Here is an 18,140-nt window from a genome sequence, read left to right as displayed (position 1 = left end):
ATCTAATCACCTGTTCAAATCAGTTGACAAAATGTAGCTACTGTATAACTTTCTATGGGTATTAGCGATACAATTCAAGCTTTTCCGAAATCAAAGGAGCCACTGATTCAACTCGTTAGAAGAGCCCAGAATCACGCCCTTCATAGCCATGAAGGGCACATTGCTTTAAATCAGCTTGCTAGTGAAATTTTAAGATCGCGTAGAATCGGTCGCCCATCTAACCAAGCTCCGCTCTCAGGTATTTATCTTGAGATTTGCGATCGAATTCGCGCTCACTTATTGATAAAACTTGATGCAAGAATCAACACCTATACTCTTGACCAACCTCCAATTCGCAAGTGGGCTTCAAACCTTCTGCTGGAGGCTAGTCACGATAGCGTTGACGACGATCTCCTTAAACGAATTGCCCTCGAGGCTCAGCACCATGAACCTCAAACACTCGAGCGCCACCATGCGTTAACTGAGCTGGTTGAAGCAATTCGTTTATCAGACCGCCTTATTCGTCCCCACCGATCTAAGTTTAGTCCTCAGTTTTATCAGCTACTCTACGAAGAAGCTGTGAATCAAACACTAACTTATGTATGTCGTCGCATTGAAACCTACGATCCTCATCGAGGAAAATCTCAAAAGTTTATGAACTGGGTCAACTTTCGACTTGATAAAGTTCTTATTGAATGCCGACGTACTTTTAGCGATTACCAAACGCAGGAACTCCCTAATCTCAATGATCTAGAACAGCTTTCTCAGCCACCAGAAATATCATCTATCGCTAATGATGTACGGGAGTATATTGCCATTGACCCTGAAGGGATCTTTAGTCAAACTCACATTCGTCATCGTCCTGATGCTAGCTTTCAAGCGATCGCACTAGCCAGATTTGATACTAGTAGCTGGGAGGAGATTTCTGAAAAATTCGAAATTAAAATTCCTACCTTAAGTAGTTTTTTCCAACGGTGTTGTCAAAAATTTTCCCCTATCTTTAAGGATAACTTTCAGTAACTATCTCAGGATCTTAGACCATGACGCAGGTAAACCCACTGACTTTTACTATTGCCCTAACGTTAACTGCTCACCGATATGCTGAGAACTTTCGGAAGCAGCAGATTAATCCTGCCAAAGCTAAACAGGTCTATCTTAATACTCTAGCTGTCTACGCCGTAAAAGAATACTTAGACTACTTAGAAATTGAAACGGATCTTGAGGCCAGCCAGAGTTGGAATCCCGTTCAACAAACATTATTAGACACTACTTCTCTGAAGTTAACTCAAATAGGAACTCTTGAATGTCGCCCAGTGTTACCATGGGGTACCCATCTAAAATTTCCGCCAGAAACCCCAAGAAATAGTGCTGCTGGAATTGCTGTTCTGCTTGATAACTCACTACGTTCAGCGACTCTCCTGGGCTTCGTAGCCTCAATCCCTGATCAGGCCATCCCCCTCAACGAATTACAAAATTTAGAACAACTTGGGGTACATCTAAATACCTTAACTTCTAGGCTAACTATCCATTCTGACGAGACTTTAGTTACACAATTGCAGCAATGGTTAGAAACAGATGGTGACTTTGGTCTCTGGAAAGTCATTTCTTACTTTGCAGAATCGTTTATTTCAAGACCCAACTATGTGTTTGATTTTCGTGAGTCTGCTAAGACTGTAGCTGAAGATATTACTGGTGGCCCAATAGTAAGTCGCTCTAAGCACTACTGTTTAGGGCAAGAACCTCATACTAAAACCGTTGAATTACAAGTTGGAATTCAAAAAATTTCAGAGGAAATGTTCAATATTTATACTCAAGTAAAAGCGATAAAACCCCACGATCGTTTACCTGATAATTTACACATCAGTGTTCTCGATCATGATGGAACAGAGGTTATGCATGCTCAGTCACTTGGAACAGAAGCACTACAATTAAAATTTAGTAGTGTTAAAGATGAACATTTTCAGTTGCAATTGATGCTAGATGGCAGCACAATAACCGAAACCTTTATTTCATAGCACTGTTTTTCCAACTTGAGAGGGAATGTAGCTCTCAGAGCAGTCTCCCAATTCTATCTCCCTCTTCTTTTTTATCTTCACCAGACTAATGAGGGAATAGCCACACCTTTCATTTTGATGCCATGAAAAAGCTCGTGACCATACAACTTGATGGAGATCTCCCTCTTCAAGGTTTCCATTGTATGTTGGCCATTGGCCGTGAAGCAGAGCGTCCTCAAGCAGAATTACAAGGTGCATTACCACCTTCACCCAAACTCGAACAATGTTTACTGAAATGGAAAAAGAGTTACCAACTCTTAGAGCATGTTGCAAGGATTGAACCCCAGCAAATCATTTATGTAGGTGCGAAAAATATTGTTGAAGAATGCCGAAACACTGCAAAAAACTTAGCGAAAGCATTCACACAATGGCTTACAGCAGAATCTTTTCGAAACATCGATCAGCTAATACGAGAAATATTAAATCGAGAAGACCAAGTCCGAATCTTAATTCGGACTTCAGATCCTCAGCTTCATCAACTACCCTGGCATTTATGGGATGTGGTAGATTGCTATCCCAAAACAGAAGTGGCTATTGCTGCTGTCTCATTTAGACAGCAATTACCACCTCATTTCCCTTTAAAATCACAACGCAAAGTAAGAATTTTGGCGATTGTCGGTCACAGTATTGGTATTGATACCCATGCAGACCGTCTAATCTTGAATACTTTGCCAAATGGTGAGGTCACTTTACTCCTCGAACCTCAGCGCAAAGACCTCAATGAGCATCTTTGGCAACAGCCTTGGGATGTCCTATTTTTTGCCGGTCATAGTCAAACGAAAGCTCATGAAGGGCAGATTTCAATTAACTCTACTGATACATTGCCACTGAGTGAACTTCAGTATGGTCTCCGGCAGGCCATTAACCATGGATTACAGCTCGCTATTTTTAACTCCTGTGATGGTCTGGGACTAGCTTATTCGTTAGAAGAACTACAGATTCCCCAGATGATTGTCATGCGCGAACCCGTTCCTGACCAGGTAGCTCATGCTTTCCTCAAGTATTTTTTATATGCGTATGCTCAGGGAGCATCCCTTTATCTTGCAACACGGCAAGCTCGGGAACGCTTACAAGGTCTTGAAAAAGATTTTCCCTGCGCGAGTTGGCTACCTATCATTTTTCAGCACCCAGCAGCAGTACCACCCCAATGGCAACAATTACTTGATAAGAAGGTGAGTAATATTCAGCCCTCTATAGAGGTGGAAAGGACTAATCCCCCTATCAAGCGCTTTGGAAGTGTGATCGCACTGAGTACCTTAATAACAGGACTGACCCTTGGTGTTCGTTGGTTGGGGGGGCTAACCACAACTGAGCTCTGGGCTTATGATACGCTTCTACAACTTCGACCACCTGAACCTCAAGACGAGCGGTTACTTATTATTACCATCGATGATGCCGATATTCACTACCAAGAACGAGAAGGAATGCAGCTTAGTAACTCCCTCTCCCCCCAAGCGTGGACACTTCTAACTGAGAAACTTAACCTGCTTCAACCTCATAGTGTAGGACTTGATATCTATCGTTCAACCCCCTTGAACACCAAAGTTCAATCTGGTATCAAAGCTTCCAAGTGGCCACTATTTGCTATTTGCAAAGTTCCTTCTGTTGATGATGGTGATCCTAGTGGTGTTGATCCTCCACCCAATATCCCCCCAGACTATGTGGGCTTCAGTGACATAACGATTGATCCTGATGATGTACTTAGACGTCATTTAATAGCAATGAAAAATCCGAGTTTTGACTCGAGATGTACTGCTCGTAATGCCTTTAGTCTGCTAATGGCTCTCCATTATTTGGAGACAAAAGCCAAAGTTCTATATGAACTCACCCCTGCAAAAGAATTTAAATTCGGCGATGTAACATTCTCGCGCCTCACTCCTAATGCTGGAGGCTACCAAAATCTAGATGCCGCAGGCTACCAAATACTTCTCAATTATCGATCCCTGCGTTCACCTCAAGATATAGCACCAACCTTACGGTTGCGAGATTTAATTCAAAATAAGATCCCAAAACAAAGGCTAGAACAACTTCAAGGTCGCATTATCTTAGTGGGAGTTACAGCCCTTACTAGCCGTGATGATTGGCTAACACCCTTTAGCCGAAGTCAAACAACGGCGAAACGGAAACTGTCTGGTGTCGTAGTGCAAGCACAGATGATAAGCCAAATTCTAAGTGCAGTGCAAGACCAGCGACCTCTCTTATGGTGGATGCCAGAGTGGGGAGAAGCAATTTGGATTTGGGGTTGGGCTTTCATTGGTGCACTGGTCGCTGCAGTCGAAATGCGGCCAATACGGTTGGCTGGTGTCGCAATCTTGGCGTTTACACTTTTAATGGGACTTTGCTACTTATTTATACTCCAGGCAGGATGGCTTCCTCTAATTCCTACGTTGATAGCAATGATATCTAGTCTTATTGTCGTTTCGAAGTGGCGACGAATCCGCGCAACGGCGATCCAACACTCTGAATAGCGATTGCTTTGTGATAGGAGGTTATATATGCATCTATCTCAGATTTCTATACTATGGTGTCTTGGAACTTTGCTTCTATCTGTGAAAGGTATTTCGATGCAACAAAATTTTGTGTTTGCAAATGAGAAACAGTCAGATAGACAAGCTGAGAATATTGTCCTCATCAAGTTTCGTCAACCAGATACAGATGAATCAAGTGATCCCCGAGATCGCCCTCGAGGAGGAGGTTCACGACGGATTTGTAAAGCTCGACCAGATAATTCACAGGTTCTTTGCACTGATCAGCAATTAATGGCTTTAGTACCATCAAACCACTTATCTGATAATGATGATTCGAGTTCTTGGGGACTCACTTTGGAAGAAAAACCAACACTATGGTTTTACATCCCCTATTCCTCTAAATCTATTCACCAAGTATTTTTTGAGTTGTTTGACAGTGACGGAAATAAAATATTTCTAGAAGATACTCTCAAATTCAGTGGTGTTCCAGGAATCATCGGTTATCGTCCCGAGCTCTCGAAAAATTTGGAAATTAATAAGACCTATCGCTGGCACTTATTACTGAGACTAGACCCCAAAAATCCTTCAGGAGATGCATATATATCAGGCCGTATCAAACGCATTGCAATACCAGTGAATCTCCAAAATCATGATCACACTCACAACCCCCGCAAATTAGCTAGTATTTTAGCTAAAGCTGGTATTTGGTACGATACACTCACAATCTTGGCAGAACTTTCTCGCGAAGATCCCCAGTACTGGCACTCCCTTCTTCAGTCCGTTGGTCTCAAAAATCTAGTTGGAGAACCCATCTCTACTTGCTGCACCTCTGAACAATAAAAAAGGTCGAGAAATTCACCCCACAAACTCCAAATATACGCAGCCCTTATTTCAGTTCAGCTAGCCATCCGAGCGCTTGAGTAGCTTCTTCAGTAAAGCATAGACATCCTTCTTATCACCTTCTTTTCTACGACCTACACCAACCACGACCACAATAATTTTCTCTAACCTCACCTGGTATACAATCCGATACCGTTGACTGACGGCCCGAACGCTATACAAGCCTTTAAGATCACCCGTTAAGGGTTTTCCCTGTTGAAGGGGTTCACTCTTAAGTTTTTGAATCCGATTGATAATCCCTTGTTGTTCGCGCCGATCTTTGATTGCACCTATCATCTCCAGGGCAAGTTCTGTCAACTCAATGTGAAACTCCATATCTGGGCGTTAAAATCCCAATCTTGCGATCGCATCTTCAAGCGCTACCGTCTCACCCTGATCCGCCTGAGTCAGACTTTGTCGCAAAATATTCATCAGCTCTGGGTCAGAGAGCACTTCCAGAGTTTCCATGATGCTCTCAAACTGTTCATATCCTAGGGCAACCATTGCCGGTTTACCATGCTTGGTGATGATGACGGGTTCATCAGTCAATAGCTCTGGTAAATTCAGTAGTTGCTTTCGAGTTTCAGTAATGGTTAAAAATTTGGGCATGCTCAACTGAACATTAGAGTGTACACTCTAATGTAACATTTTAATCGAAACTAATTATCGAGAAACCCATTGTCAGCCTATATTCCCTGCAGAATTATCTTTGATACCGAGTAAGAGAACTGATACTGGACAACCATGCATATGCAACTCACCAATGAATTAAGTATAAATAAAGCGTAAAAGCATATTAAATAAGTTTTAGGTAATTTTTTTGGTCTTTTTTACTATCTTAAAGCGATTTAGTGTTAAAAACACTCGTTTTTGATGCCAACACAAAATATTAGACACATATTTTATGTTCAGAACTGTTCCCTTAAGGAGTGATAAATCCGCGAGACTTCTTGCCAGTACAGTGTTCTAGCTGTTTTAAATCGGAAACTCCTAAAAGTCTTTCTGCATTTAGGTTTGATACCCCTATCACTCCCTATCAAAACAGTGCCCGATGCTTTAGGTTAGTTAGACAAAAAATCTAAAACAAGTTAGGGAAAATATACAAGTAGGAATTTGTCAATCATGATGAGTGTTAAGCACATTCAGAAGGGTCCAGTCAGAGGTATTCAGTACTTTCCCATTTTTATCCAAGGCTTTGACATTCCATTGGATCGCAAAATTCTTACCTTGGAGGAGATCAGCAGGCATGACGTAGTGTGTTTGAGTTGCTATTGCAGATATAACTTTGCTCCCGTCCAGAAGATTTACATCTAACCGATAAAACTGAGCCTCAGGAACAGCTTGCCACTCAAATGTGATTGGCTGTTGGGGAGAGACAGAGCCTTTTGGTGATAGCAAGTTCATCGGTGACATTTGTGTTTTGGCTGAGACATAGTAGCGCAGGATCGGTAGTGGAAACCCAGCAACACCTCCTGAATTTACAGTGCCAAAACCTGTCAAAGAATTCCCTTCTCGGTCAGCGGTAGCTTCAATGCGAAGGAGAATTAAATGTAACCCGCTGGCACTCTTGGGAAGTCTAGACGGATCGGGGCCTTCAAGTACCGCTTGACCAGTAGGGGGCAAAAAGCGACTGAATCGCTCCACCAAGGTATAGCGACGCTGAGTGCCTCGTTGTTCAATGGGTAGGCTAGCTTCCGTTAAGCGGTCCCTCCTAGAAGGTGGAGGTTCACCTGGTAGGACTACCTCCCAACGTCCTTTAAGCAAGCCAGAGCCGTTGTAGCGAATTTGAGCCTGTATTGGAGGGACTTCTGAATTACGGGGGATGACGGTGATCGTTTTAGTAGAGCTGTTAGCAAATTCTAGCTTGACGTTGGTGAGTGCCAGGGGAGTACGGGCACCTCCACCCGCTAGCCGACAGGTGACAGCTACAAATTCATCTGGACCGTTCGCGCTCACAAACCGACGGACGTAGAAAAACTCCGAGGAATTTCCCCGTAAGGCATCCTGATAGGCACGGCGGGCGATGGAAGGGGGAATGGTCATGATGTCAGTCAGATTTTGGCCGTTGGGACCACTCCGCGTTGAAAGATTACTTCGACTGGGAAGGCGGCCAAATACCGTACCCGGACGGCAGGATTGATTGGCATTGATTTCTCCACACCAAAGCCCTTCAGCAGGACGCTGATCAGGACGCAGGCCAATAAAGGTGAGAAAGGTTGTAGAGGGGCCAAACGTTCTGACATTGACGCCCTTGGGACTGACTGTCACTGCCCTGGCTGGAAATGTGAAGACGAGAGTCGTGAGGGTAGCGAGGACAAAGCGTTGGTTGAAAGCCATAGCCATCCATGATTTGGAGATAATGAGAGGCAACTTTAGTGTAGACATAGAATGAGATCGCTCGGAAACAACCATAGAAAAAGGTAGATTTTTGAGTGGTTTATTCAAGGGGACATGGGTAACAAAGACCGTTCAGTTTAATCACCTTGGATTTGCACCTTAAAAACTAAAGCTGACACCTGTTGTAACGGTCGTGGTCTTGGCATTGGAATTAAATCCAAACTGATTATCTCGATTGAGATTGGTTTGGCGGCTAAAGCGAAGAAAAGCGTTACCAGTTCCTGACTGACCAACCTTGAATTGCCAATTTAGTGCTGCTTCCAACGCATCACTGCGGGCAAAACTCTGGTTCAGAGAGTCGCTATTGATCGTCAGGTTGTAGTTCAGGGCCAGGGAAGCGTTGGGTAAAAACTGCCAGGTGAGGCCGAGAGTAGGACCATGGGTCACGCGAGTAATGCCTTCTTCGATACTTTTGGCTCGATTGAGTCCATAGCCCACATTGAGCTGCAGGGTTGAAGTGGGTTGTAAGGAGAAAGCTAACTGATGATCTGTGGTACTAAAATCGGCTAATTCCCTGGAAGGCTGACGATTGTCTTGGGAGGAATGGGAAAAGTTATAGCTAAGAGACCAGTTTTGGCTAGACCATTCAGCACTCAGCTGATGGTTGATACTGATCTGGTCTGGAATTTCGGTTGGATCAAACCCGGATAGTTCTGGTACGGGGACATTGGCTCCAAATTGATGGACTCGCTGATAGGAATAGTTAAGATTAGGGACCCATGCTTTTTCCGTGTTGAATATCGATTTGAGGGGTAACCCCAGACTGAAGGAGGTTGATCGAGTTTTGGTTTTGAGGATGGTAGCGACGTTATCCAGGTTGTCTTCTTGCCAAGATTGTTCGAATTGAAAGTTGGCTCCCGCCAGTTCGCCATTAAAACCTATTAAGGTTTGCTGCTGTCCGGTGCTAACGGCGGCTCCTAAACTTTGAAATTGATCGGCAATCCGCTCATGGCGACCGTTAATGCTTAAGGAAAACGTTTTATCATTGCCCAAGCTGAGATTTTGAAACAGATTGTAGCTAGCTTCCAGGGAGTAGGCGGTCTTGGTGGTGGCTTCTACAGGGACAGGTCTGATTTGATTTAATTCTGCAGCGACATTATTCAGTAGAGGGTCGGAATCAGTATTTAAGCTGTTATCTATCCCAAAATCATTCTCACCAAAACTGCCGTCGTTACTCTGCACATTGTCAAACAAGAGTTGGCTATCGTTACTAGGATTGGTAAAGCGACTGCGAGCCCAGGCAGCATCAAATCGAAATCGTCCGCTGTTATCGCTGCCACGCAAACGAACCCCAAAGCCATTGCTTTTTTCCGAATCTACAACTTCGCCGATATTAAAGTTGTCCTCTGCTTTGCGAACTCCGTCCATATAGGTAAGTTCGAAGCGGACTCCCTCGGCGTTATTTTTGACGAGGTCAATGCCCAAGGTCGCAGCGGTGAGGGTATTGCCAAAGTCCTGGAGACCAGTGATATCCCCAAAGCCGACAATGCTTGTGGAACGGAGGGTGGCGAAGGATATGTCGATGCGATCGCTAATCTTGGCCTTTAAACCCACCCCGCGACTGCAGAAGTTATCGATCAGTAAGGGGTGATTGCCATAACACTGATCGCCCAACGACAAGGTGACGGGGCCAATGGTGCTCTCTATGATGTAGTCACTCAAGTCAAAGCGAGGCGCTTGGTTCCCTAACTTGCCAAATCGAAGGGCTTCTTCTGGGTTGGTGACCCCTAAAAAATTAGCCGTGGCGTTAAGTTCCCAGATGCCTTTTTTGGCTTTGAGGTCGAACCCCGCTTCGAGTTTGGTGTCGATGAAAACGGGGCGATCCGATGGCTGGGCATCACCACTGGTGCTCTCTAGTAGCTGAGAATTGGTAGAGATGTTAAACCGAGATTTCAGAGAAACATCCCGTTCATCAGTGGTCTCTTCACTGACAAAAGATGTTTCGGATGTTTGGGAGTTAGGTGTCTCCGTTAGCTCTGCGGTTGATGATGTATTAGTGTCTTCAGAGGAATTGGAATTGTTACTTTCTGCTGTTTCAATGACTGGCTCTTTCCGTGTAGAAGAAGACTTTGACTGCTGAGATATATTGGCTTCGTCTATTTCTAATGTTGGGTCTTTCTCTTCAGGAACAGGTGTTGTTTCATCCGTTTCTGACAATGTTGGGTTGTCAGTAGTGAGGGAGGGTGCCTCGTTAGGGGACTGGTTAAAAAGGGAGGGGGAAACATCAGTAAAAGGAAGATTGAGTTGAATGGGGCTGCTTCCTCGGAACTCAGATACGGTTGGAGAAGTGGCTGCTAGCTGGTCCTCAACAACAAGTAGAAACTGAGCAATGGGACGACGAGTTGCTTCGGGGGTGATGAGGTAAAGAGTGGCGTATGATTTTCCGTTTGGTAGTGGGAGTAGACTTGGTTTATAAATAAGCCGATTACCTTCGATATTGATCAATGTAGTCACATCGGTTTTACCGATAAAGAGAGCGAGTTGGCCTTCTGTAGGAGTAGGTAATTGATCAAGTTCAAAAGTTAGAGCATCTCGGGTACCTAAAGGTTGGTTTGTTGCAAGATTAGACTGAATTACCTCTGTTGCTCGCCCTGAACTGATGGCTAGACTAACAACGAGAGGTGTCAGAAAGAGTGAGTGATAAAAAGTCTTAAAGTGTTGCATCGCAAAGACTACAAGTGAAGAGTGAAGCTCTCGAAAAAATTGCAGGCAAATCCTATCGACCTCCGTCGATTAAGGAGAGGATGGCGAACACGGGCTTAGGCATTGCTAAGCACTAATTTGATTAGCTTTTATAAAGAGAGAAAAATGACGTGGTTAAAGCGTCGGCAAAAAGCATTGCTAAGAAGGGGAGGATACGATGGTCTCTAACCAGTCAGAGGACATTGCACGACGTCTTGACCAGACGAAGTAGCTGCGGTGGGCTAATAGGGTGTAATCCTAGAATTCATGATTGTTCTAAATTCAGAAAAATGAGTTCAAAAAAAATTGAGATAGAGAGTTGAATAAATATGGTTACAGAAATGGTTCAGCTTAGCTATCTCTTCAAAGAGTCAGGGTAAGCGCAAGAAAATTTTGACCAAAGTGTGATTTAGAAGCCAGATCACAGCTCAAAATCGCTTGTATTGGCCCATACTATTGAAACTATTCTTAGTAATAATGAGAATATTCATGCGTTATTGATTCTTGCGCTTGCCCTGGTGGTCAGGGTGAATTAGCCCTGACCACGTATTAGTTAACTAAATAGCTACCGAGGAGTAATCAGATGGACCTGATGCTTAACGAATGTACCCGCAGACAAACTAGACTGACCTGACAGATCAATGCTGTAGCTACCTGGAGCAAGGGACAGCTCCAAATATTGTTTGTTTGAGCCTTTTTTGACAGAAGAACCTCTTAGCCTATAGTTAACGGTCATATTTTGATTCGTCATTTTGTCACTAGGGTTTGATGGTGCAAAGACAAACGTATATGTCCCTCTCTTTGGAACAAAGAATGAAAAAGAATCTTTTGTATCACTAGGATTTCCACCAAAGACTCCTCTAAGAATGTATTGAGAATTATCTTTTAATGTTCCAATATTTTTTGAGCGACCTTCTTGTTCATCAATCGTGAAATTAGTTAGGGCATTAGCAGGCACCTGTGCCATAACAGATGGCAAAACTGACGCAGTTAAAAGACTAAGTGCGATAAGTTGACGTTTCATGATTTCTCCTAGTTATTTAGGTTGTGTTTACCATTGCTGAAAGAGGTATATATGGCTCTCTCAACTCAACTGAAATCAGAATAATTAACCTACCGTTTCTGAAGCGTCCCAAAAGCGTTTCTGAAGCATTCCCGAGATGTTCAGAAAAAAGCCGCTCTGACAATAGAGCGGCTTCAACTAAGGTTTAATTTGAAAGGCAATTCCTTCAGGCTTAACCCTCTTTCAGAGAGCAAAATCTCGTCTGTAATACAGTGGCTTGCTTAGCATCGACGCGACCTGCATCATCTCTTCTGGTTCAGTCTTCTGGCGTATTGGCGATCGCCTTTGTTGTCCATAGCTATTCAAGGGTAAACAATAGTGTTTGAAGAATGCGCCTGCTTCGGCGTTCGCAATTCTTTCTTCTTCCAACCGAGGTACAAACAGATGGAAGCAGTGAATCATCTCTGCCCAAACCTTAAGCATAACCGGAACATCAGCTAATCCCGCCTGACGAACAAAGCGCAAAGCGTCATTGACTTCGTTTGCTCCGACATTAATCAAGAGCGGAGGTAGGCCAGATAGATCTGCATACAGTGGTGAGAGGAGGGGCGATCGCAAGTCCTTCCCCGGAGCTTAACAGTCTGTAATGGCATCCAACAGAGGAGCCGTAACCATCAGATCCCTATCAGCATGGCTCGCCATCGTTGACCCGGTCTTCATCTGAGCACTTCACTCTGTAGTAAAGTAACAAGACTCCATTGTTGTAAATCTTGCGATCAGTAAGTTCTAGATCTGTCTGCTGAATCGCCCCAGAAAAAAGTGGAATTCCCGAACCCATTAAAAAAGGATTTATCTTGAGAATTAGTTGATCAATCAACCGATTTTCGAAAAGTTCGGCTGCCAAATTCGCTCCTCCACAAAGCCAGATCCCTTTACCTGTCTCACTCTTTAACGTTTGGACAAAGTCAATAGTATTCTTTGAAATGAGTTGAACATTTTCATCTGGGCTTTCTTCTGTGCTGCGAGAAAAAAGATACTGCCTCATATGCGAGTAAGGACTCGTAACGCCTTCTTTCAAACCCACCTCATAGGTCTTTCGCCCCATTAAGACAGTATCAAACCATTTGTTGTCACCTTTAACATCCATTGCATTACGTAGATGAGATGGAACCGTTTCTGGAAACAAGGCAAATAGACTTGCGAAATACTCACTGTCTTGGGAAAATCCATCATGCGAACCATCAGCATGGGCAATAAATCCATCAACGCTACAAGCTACGTAGTATGTTAGTGTTCGCAATTTTCTCTCCTTTAGTGATGTTGAACGAACTACCTTTGCAAATTTCTTACCTTGGTCAAGTGGTTTTCAATTATGTCTCTGCAGACAGCACGAGCGACCTAACTTTGGTTATACGAAGGACTGATGTGTAACTCCTGAATCTAGGGTGCCTAATATCTTGCCCAAAGGGATTATAGTAATGTGTCGTCTAATACCTCTCTCTTGGATAGAAACGCGCCTGCTTCGGCGATCGCCACTCGTCCTTCCTCAAGTACAGGTGCAAACAAATGGAAGCAGTGGATCATGTCTGCCCAGACCTTGAGCGTGACTGGCACATCTGCTAATCCTGCTTGACGGGCCAATCGCAAGGCGTCATCTAGAAGGACCTCGCTTGCCCCTACATGAATCAACAGTGAAGGCAGGCCAAAGAGATCGGCATACAGCGGTGAGAGGAGGGGCGATCTTAAATCCTTTCCCGGAGCGTAACAGTCTGCAATAGTATCCAGCAGAGGAGCCGTGACCATCAGATCTCTATCAGCATGGCTCACCATCGTTGATCCGGTTCTCGTCTGGTCGCAGTAGGGAGAAAGCAAGGCAGCGCAGGCAGGCTGTGGCCTTGCTTTCTCCTTGAGGGAGAGTAGTAGCCCCAAGGCAAGATTTCCGCCTGCCGAGTCTCCTGCAATAGAAATTTGCTTGGGCTGGAAGTTTTGGTTCTCGATTAACCAGCGGTAGGCAGTTAGGGCATCCTCTAGAGCTGCTGGATAGGGATTTTCAGGTGCGAGACGATAGTCCAGAAGTAAAACGCTGGCACCAGCGGCTGCAGCTAGATCGCTAGCAAGACGGCGGTAGGCTGCTAGTGATCCCATGATGAAGCCGCCCCCGTGGAGGTACAAAATGACGCGATCTGTGCTGCTGTTTGGGCAGGTAATCCATTCCGCCGTAACGCCACTGGCGGTCATAGGTTGAACTTCAGCCGTGGGATGGGCTGGCATTGAAAACCCACTGGTGAAATTTGCCCGCATCTCGGCCAGGGTATTGCCCCAGGATAGGTCTTGAAGCTGGGTGATGATTTGTTCAAGTTCTTTTTGACTCATGGTTATACTCCGATTTGCGATTACCTGACTCTCGCTAAGCGTTTTGAACAGGTGTAGTACCACTTGTCAGGACGATTGATAGTTCCCTAAGCGCAGAAGGCGGAGGTGAGGGAGAGATCGAATCTCGGCGACGGTCAGTGACCACCAGGGTTGAGAACTGACTTGTATCTAACAAAGATGCGGGACGCCGGGATGGATGATGGCGTTGTCCTAAGCGACAAATTTGGCACATGATTCAGACCTTCTTGATAACGTAGAAATTGTTCTGGAAATCATGCTCAAGTTGCTTAATCTCTACGCTATTGAATCCAGCTTCCTCTAGCATCTGCAGCGCCTTTTCTTCACCCCACACTGCACCGAGGCCCATGCCGCCAGCGGATAGAGAAACGGTCATGCAGTGCATACAGGAGATGGTGTACAGCAACGGTCCAATCGGGTGCTCGATATTGTTGCCGACCTCGCTGGAGGCGCGGATATCTTGCATTAAATAGACGCCATCAGCTCGCAGTGCCTGGTAGATGTTCTTGAGCACAACATCTGGCCTTGCCTGGTCGTGAACAGAGTCAAACGTCGTAATCAAATCGAATTGCTCAGATAGATGGAGTGCAACAGCATCACGAACATGAAACTGGACGTTATCTAATCCCAACGACTGGGCTTGCATATTGGCAGTGGTGATCGCTTCCTCAGAGAGGTCATAGCCGAAGAACTGACTCTTAGGGAACAGCTTGGCCATCTCATTGAGCGCTCGACCGCTGCCGCAGCCGACATCCATCACTTGGATGCCACGCTCTAGATCAGTGACTAGACCAGGAACCAATGGCAGAATATGCTCACTCAGGCCAGCTACCACCGTTTGACCACTATCTTCAGCCATCACCTGATGGAACCGTTTGTACTCCGAATAGGGAACGCCGCCGCCATTGTAGAAGCAGTCCACAATCTGATCCTCAACGCTGCCCAGCACAGGAATAAATTGGGCAATCACAGCGATGTTGTCAGGTGATGCCGTACAAGTCAGAAAGGCTGCATGTTCGACAGGTAGATGATAGGTCTTATCGCTAATGTTGTAGTCAATGATTTGTCCTGTAACCATTGCCCCTAACCACTCGCGCACATAGCGCTCCTGTAGACCAGCGGCATCGGCGATAGCTTGGCAGGTGGAGGGCGGTAGGTGGGCCATCGTATCGAACAGTCGCGTGCGGTGACCGATGGAAATCATCAGAGAGATCGCACCCCCGTTGAGGGTATCGAGAAGCTGATTGGTAAAGGCTTCGGCCTTGGTTGTATTAAAGGATTGAGGAATGTGGGTAAGAGCAGTCATAGATTTCTCCTGATCGATCGATGAATGATTATGCAGTCTTTGCCGCATTAAACCTATGCTTTTTAGGGGTGCAAAGACCAAAAATTAGGGCGTAACGGTCTGCATGAAAGAATCATTGAACAGTAGCGCTTGGGGTAGTACGGACTGTGGATCACGCGCCACTGTGCTGGCTTTTGGCGATGTTGATGCTAGCTTCTCTGGACAATCTATTTGCAATTGGGCGCTCGCCCCCGGAAAACGAGTCCGGTTCAGATAGACCGCCCCCTCAGCAGTCCAAGCGGCTTCAAAAGCCATGTCACTTTTTGGGTTGCGCTGGTGCAACCCGAGGCGATCATAGACATCGATGGGGGTGCCATTTTGGGTATGGTCGCGACCATCACCACAGTAATCTGCCCGCACCATGCGGCTACAAGCTTGGTGATAGTCCTTTAACGAGATGCCTTTGACTGTTTTCCAGGGTTTGTAACCCCAGCGTACACATTTTGCTAGGGCACCATTGGTGCAAGCAAAGGTGATACTACTGTCATCGATATGGGCTCCTGTGCGATCCCAACGCCCTGTCAGGGGGATAGCTTTTGCGACCCCCTTGGGGTCCGGCAGACAGAAGTTGTGCCACTGTCCAGTCTTGTCCTGAGAAAGAACAGTATAGAGATAAACGTCGCCGCCTGTATCTTGGGGGTCAAGCTGTACGTCCTTGATTTAAAGGGTTTGCTTTCGTCCCTGTTGATCAACGCTGGTCAAGATGGTTCCCACAATTTTTTGCCCCCGTAGAATAGCTGTGGGAGTTGAGGTAGAGGGAGAACGGCTTGCCATCAGGATTTGTCCTCCTGCGAGAGTTGTGATCGCAGCGCCCCCTAGCAGCATCAGGGCTAGAGTCCCGTAACGCAATTTCATGATGTTCCCTCCCCCTTATTGTTACTCAATCACCTGGACGGTGAGTTGACCGCTCGTTAGACCTATGCTGCCGCGCTCTTGGTTGGGCAGATCGGCCTGGGTTGTTGCTGGGTGAATCCAGTCCGCTCGTGTCGATGGGTTTTCTGCCGTTCCATTAAAAGTAAAGACGTTGTGCTTTGAGGTTTTCCCATCAATACTATTCAAGTTCAGCCCATTTAATTGCAGTCCATTTAATTGCAGTCCATTTTGTAGGAATGCTTGGGTTGAGCGATTTGGTTTCAGAATTGGCTCCTGGGTCAACAGCGCTGCAAGTCCGACGCCAAGGCCAAGGACCAGGCGTTGTTTTGCCTGTGAAATCATGATGTTATCCTCTAATTCGTTTGTTATTTACGTGAAAAGGTCGTGCGTGGGCTATTGAGCCGTTAGCAAGGGAGTCGATATGAGTACCACCCCCAGCACCGTTCGATTCTTAAGTGAACTTCTTCTGGGGTGATGGTCTGATTGTTTTCAACTAAACTTTGGGACAACACGGTATCTAAGGGGGACGTGTTAGGGTTATCTGTTGTTTGGTGTTTCATTGCCAAAACTCCTTGTATTGCTGAATTACAACTGTTCAGTTCCCTGAACTAAATACAAGATAGTTTGAAGGGCGTTCCCAAAGCGTCCCTAAACCGTTACTGACTATCCTCGCTAATCACTGTTGCATCTATTTCCAAGAGCTGACCTTCATACCCTAATCGCGCTACGCCCAGTAACGTAGCTGGAGGGACATCGTTTTCGAACCATTCTGTAACACCCTTCCAGGCATCGAGAAGGTTCTGCTGCTCACCAACCACGTAGATCTTTAACAGCCGGATATCGCGCTCCTTAAATCCGTACAGCGTGATTAGTGTCCGCAGATTGTTCAGACACTGGCGGGCTTGGGCTTTTGCGACATCGGTTCCAACTAAATTGGCCTCTGAATCATAAGGTACTTGCCCTGCAACAAATAGCTGTGCGCCAACTTGCTGTGCGTATTGATAATTCTCGGTAGGGGCCAGTCCAGCGTTGATCTCAAGTTCGTTCATTGAACTTCTCCTTTACTTATTACTGATTCTGATATTGACTCTGGAGTGAATGATTCTCCGGTCCATACGCGATCAAAAGGAACCCCTACCCGGTGGTAGAGAGTCCGCACCGTCTCTGCATCCGGTGCATCAAATTCATTGATCATCCGGTTGCGATTAATGCAGAGAATACTCCGAACCCATGTAACATTGTGCTGAACGAGGCAGGGCCAACATTTGGGTAGAGCATCTGCCCGTTCGGATGGGTGCAGAGGAGACTTGAAAGTGGTTTCGACGACGACAAGAGACATGGAACTTACAACCAATATCGGCAAGAGACGCAGAGACAGCAGCCAACGAGACACAGCTACGGCTTCATTGCGATCTTGAATCCAAGTTAAAAGGAGTACCGTTCCATAAACGTTCCCCCAGCGCTAAAGGGGTAATCGTAGTCCCCATCATGGCTAACACCGAGGGACAGTTCAGCCCTGACAGCGAGAGAATTTATACTTCTGCCAGCAAAGTTGCTGGCCAGAGTTGCGTCTTAGTGAGACCAATCTTATGGTGAGCTTTAATCACGCTTTCTAGGTCGGGGGCATTGAGTTCACAAACAATGCGCGTTCGATCCAGTGATACATAAGATTGTACCCACTCGACACCATGCTCAGCGTAGTGAGATGACATCGACTGATTCATTGCGTCCCACTGTGTTGGGGTTAATCCTTCAGGATAAGTGCCCTCGAAGACCTTGAAAATAGCTTCATTCTTCTGGGGTTGGGTCCCTTCTGGCTTGAGAATCTCTCCTGGCCAAATGTGATTATAGGGCACCCCACTTCTGCGGTATGATTCGCGCAATGACTCTACATCAGGGACTTCAAAGGTGCAAATCATTCGTTGTCGATCAATCGAGAGCAACGAATACCGCCAAGTGCCATTACGCTCCTCTAAGCAGTTCATAAATTGAACATCTTCGTCTGTGAGATTCTCGGGAGTTAGCGGCGTCTCCGATAGCGTCTCAACAATCACCAGTGTCATTGCATT

The 18,140-nt window shown here is 45.6% G+C and carries 21 protein-coding genes; 4 read left to right on the top strand and 17 right to left on the bottom strand.

Annotated elements, in window-relative coordinates:
* The first annotated feature begins 54 nt into the window (after positions 1 to 54).
* The 4 genes from ON05_RS36580 (at position 55) to ON05_RS36565 (ending at position 5,341) form a co-directional block, all read left to right on the top strand.
* Positions 55 to 999: a hypothetical protein gene (locus tag ON05_RS36580; RefSeq protein ID WP_010477013.1), complete on the top strand. Its 945-nt coding sequence runs from the start codon at positions 55 to 57 to the stop codon at positions 997 to 999.
* A gap of 20 nt (positions 1,000 to 1,019) precedes the next feature.
* Positions 1,020 to 1,994, top strand: coding sequence for a DUF1822 family protein (locus tag ON05_RS36575; RefSeq protein WP_010477012.1), 975 nt, complete (start codon positions 1,020 to 1,022; stop codon positions 1,992 to 1,994).
* Positions 1,995 to 2,128: 134 nt separating this feature from the next.
* Complete coding sequence (locus tag ON05_RS36570; protein ID WP_175307260.1) at positions 2,129 to 4,501, top strand: CHASE2 domain-containing protein; 2,373 nt, start codon at positions 2,129 to 2,131, stop codon at positions 4,499 to 4,501.
* Positions 4,502 to 4,528: 27 nt separating this feature from the next.
* Positions 4,529 to 5,341, top strand: coding sequence for a DUF928 domain-containing protein (locus ON05_RS36565; RefSeq protein ID WP_029315445.1), 813 nt, complete (start codon positions 4,529 to 4,531; stop codon positions 5,339 to 5,341).
* A gap of 60 nt (positions 5,342 to 5,401) precedes the next feature.
* On the opposite strand, the gene ON05_RS36560 is transcribed toward ON05_RS36565, so the two are convergent.
* From ON05_RS36560 to ON05_RS36480, 17 genes are all read right to left on the bottom strand, one after another.
* Positions 5,402 to 5,716 carry a type II toxin-antitoxin system RelE/ParE family toxin gene (locus tag ON05_RS36560; RefSeq protein ID WP_010477006.1) on the bottom strand — a complete coding sequence of 105 codons (315 nt, stop codon included), beginning with the start codon at positions 5,714 to 5,716 and terminating at the stop codon, positions 5,402 to 5,404.
* A 9-nt stretch (positions 5,717 to 5,725) separates the two neighbouring features.
* Entirely contained in the window at positions 5,726 to 5,989 is a 264-nt protein-coding gene (locus tag ON05_RS36555; protein WP_010477003.1) for a type II toxin-antitoxin system Phd/YefM family antitoxin, read from the bottom strand.
* Between the two features lie 507 nt (positions 5,990 to 6,496).
* The gene (locus ON05_RS36550) at positions 6,497 to 7,717 is read right to left on the bottom strand and encodes a hypothetical protein (protein ID WP_262562714.1); all 1,221 of its coding nucleotides are present in this window, start codon (positions 7,715 to 7,717) and stop codon (positions 6,497 to 6,499) included.
* 159 nt (positions 7,718 to 7,876) lie between these two features.
* A complete protein-coding gene (locus ON05_RS36545) occupies positions 7,877 to 10,441 on the bottom strand; it encodes a hypothetical protein (protein WP_010477000.1) in 2,565 nt (854 codons plus the stop codon).
* 583 nt (positions 10,442 to 11,024) lie between these two features.
* A complete protein-coding gene (locus ON05_RS36540; RefSeq protein ID WP_010476998.1) occupies positions 11,025 to 11,483 on the bottom strand; it encodes a hypothetical protein in 459 nt (152 codons plus the stop codon).
* A 222-nt stretch (positions 11,484 to 11,705) separates the two neighbouring features.
* Positions 11,706 to 12,080 (bottom strand): alpha/beta hydrolase, encoded by a 375-nt coding sequence (locus ON05_RS36535; RefSeq protein WP_236619072.1) that lies wholly within the window; start codon positions 12,078 to 12,080, stop codon positions 11,706 to 11,708.
* A gap of 67 nt (positions 12,081 to 12,147) precedes the next feature.
* Entirely contained in the window at positions 12,148 to 12,762 is a 615-nt protein-coding gene (locus ON05_RS36530; RefSeq protein WP_010476995.1) for a dihydrofolate reductase family protein, read from the bottom strand.
* A gap of 170 nt (positions 12,763 to 12,932) precedes the next feature.
* Complete coding sequence (locus ON05_RS36525) at positions 12,933 to 13,835, bottom strand: alpha/beta hydrolase (protein ID WP_010476993.1); 903 nt, start codon at positions 13,833 to 13,835, stop codon at positions 12,933 to 12,935.
* 34 nt (positions 13,836 to 13,869) lie between these two features.
* Complete coding sequence (locus ON05_RS36520; RefSeq protein WP_139025981.1) at positions 13,870 to 14,067, bottom strand: hypothetical protein; 198 nt, start codon at positions 14,065 to 14,067, stop codon at positions 13,870 to 13,872.
* Positions 14,068 to 14,070: 3 nt separating this feature from the next.
* On the bottom strand, positions 14,071 to 15,159 hold the full coding sequence (locus ON05_RS36515; protein WP_010476990.1) for a class I SAM-dependent methyltransferase: 1,089 nt from the start codon (positions 15,157 to 15,159) through the stop codon (positions 14,071 to 14,073).
* A gap of 84 nt (positions 15,160 to 15,243) precedes the next feature.
* Positions 15,244 to 15,858 carry an ADYC domain-containing protein gene (locus ON05_RS36510; protein WP_262562726.1) on the bottom strand — a complete coding sequence of 205 codons (615 nt, stop codon included), beginning with the start codon at positions 15,856 to 15,858 and terminating at the stop codon, positions 15,244 to 15,246.
* Positions 15,859 to 16,053 (bottom strand): hypothetical protein, encoded by a 195-nt coding sequence (locus ON05_RS36505; protein ID WP_262562725.1) that lies wholly within the window; start codon positions 16,051 to 16,053, stop codon positions 15,859 to 15,861.
* Positions 16,054 to 16,074: 21 nt separating this feature from the next.
* Positions 16,075 to 16,413: a hypothetical protein gene (locus tag ON05_RS36500; RefSeq protein ID WP_010476985.1), complete on the bottom strand. Its 339-nt coding sequence runs from the start codon at positions 16,411 to 16,413 to the stop codon at positions 16,075 to 16,077.
* 62 nt (positions 16,414 to 16,475) lie between these two features.
* Positions 16,476 to 16,631 (bottom strand): hypothetical protein, encoded by a 156-nt coding sequence (locus ON05_RS36495; RefSeq protein WP_175307259.1) that lies wholly within the window; start codon positions 16,629 to 16,631, stop codon positions 16,476 to 16,478.
* Between the two features lie 96 nt (positions 16,632 to 16,727).
* Positions 16,728 to 17,120, bottom strand: a complete 393-nt coding sequence (locus ON05_RS36490) for a RidA family protein (RefSeq protein ID WP_010476983.1) — start codon at positions 17,118 to 17,120, stop codon at positions 16,728 to 16,730.
* Complete coding sequence (locus tag ON05_RS36485) at positions 17,117 to 17,464, bottom strand: nickel-binding protein (protein WP_139025979.1); 348 nt, start codon at positions 17,462 to 17,464, stop codon at positions 17,117 to 17,119. Before ON05_RS36485 ends, ON05_RS36490 begins: the two co-directional genes overlap by 4 nt.
* A 139-nt stretch (positions 17,465 to 17,603) precedes the next feature.
* Entirely contained in the window at positions 17,604 to 18,134 is a 531-nt protein-coding gene (locus ON05_RS36480; RefSeq protein WP_010476980.1) for a DUF4242 domain-containing protein, read from the bottom strand.
* Positions 18,135 to 18,140: the final 6 nt, after the last annotated feature.

It is taken from the genome of Acaryochloris sp. CCMEE 5410 (assembly GCF_000238775.2).
Classification (GTDB): Bacteria; Cyanobacteriota; Cyanobacteriia; order Thermosynechococcales; family Thermosynechococcaceae; genus Acaryochloris.
Note: the sequence above shows the minus strand (reverse complement) of the source record. Positions and strands in the feature narration are given on the sequence as shown.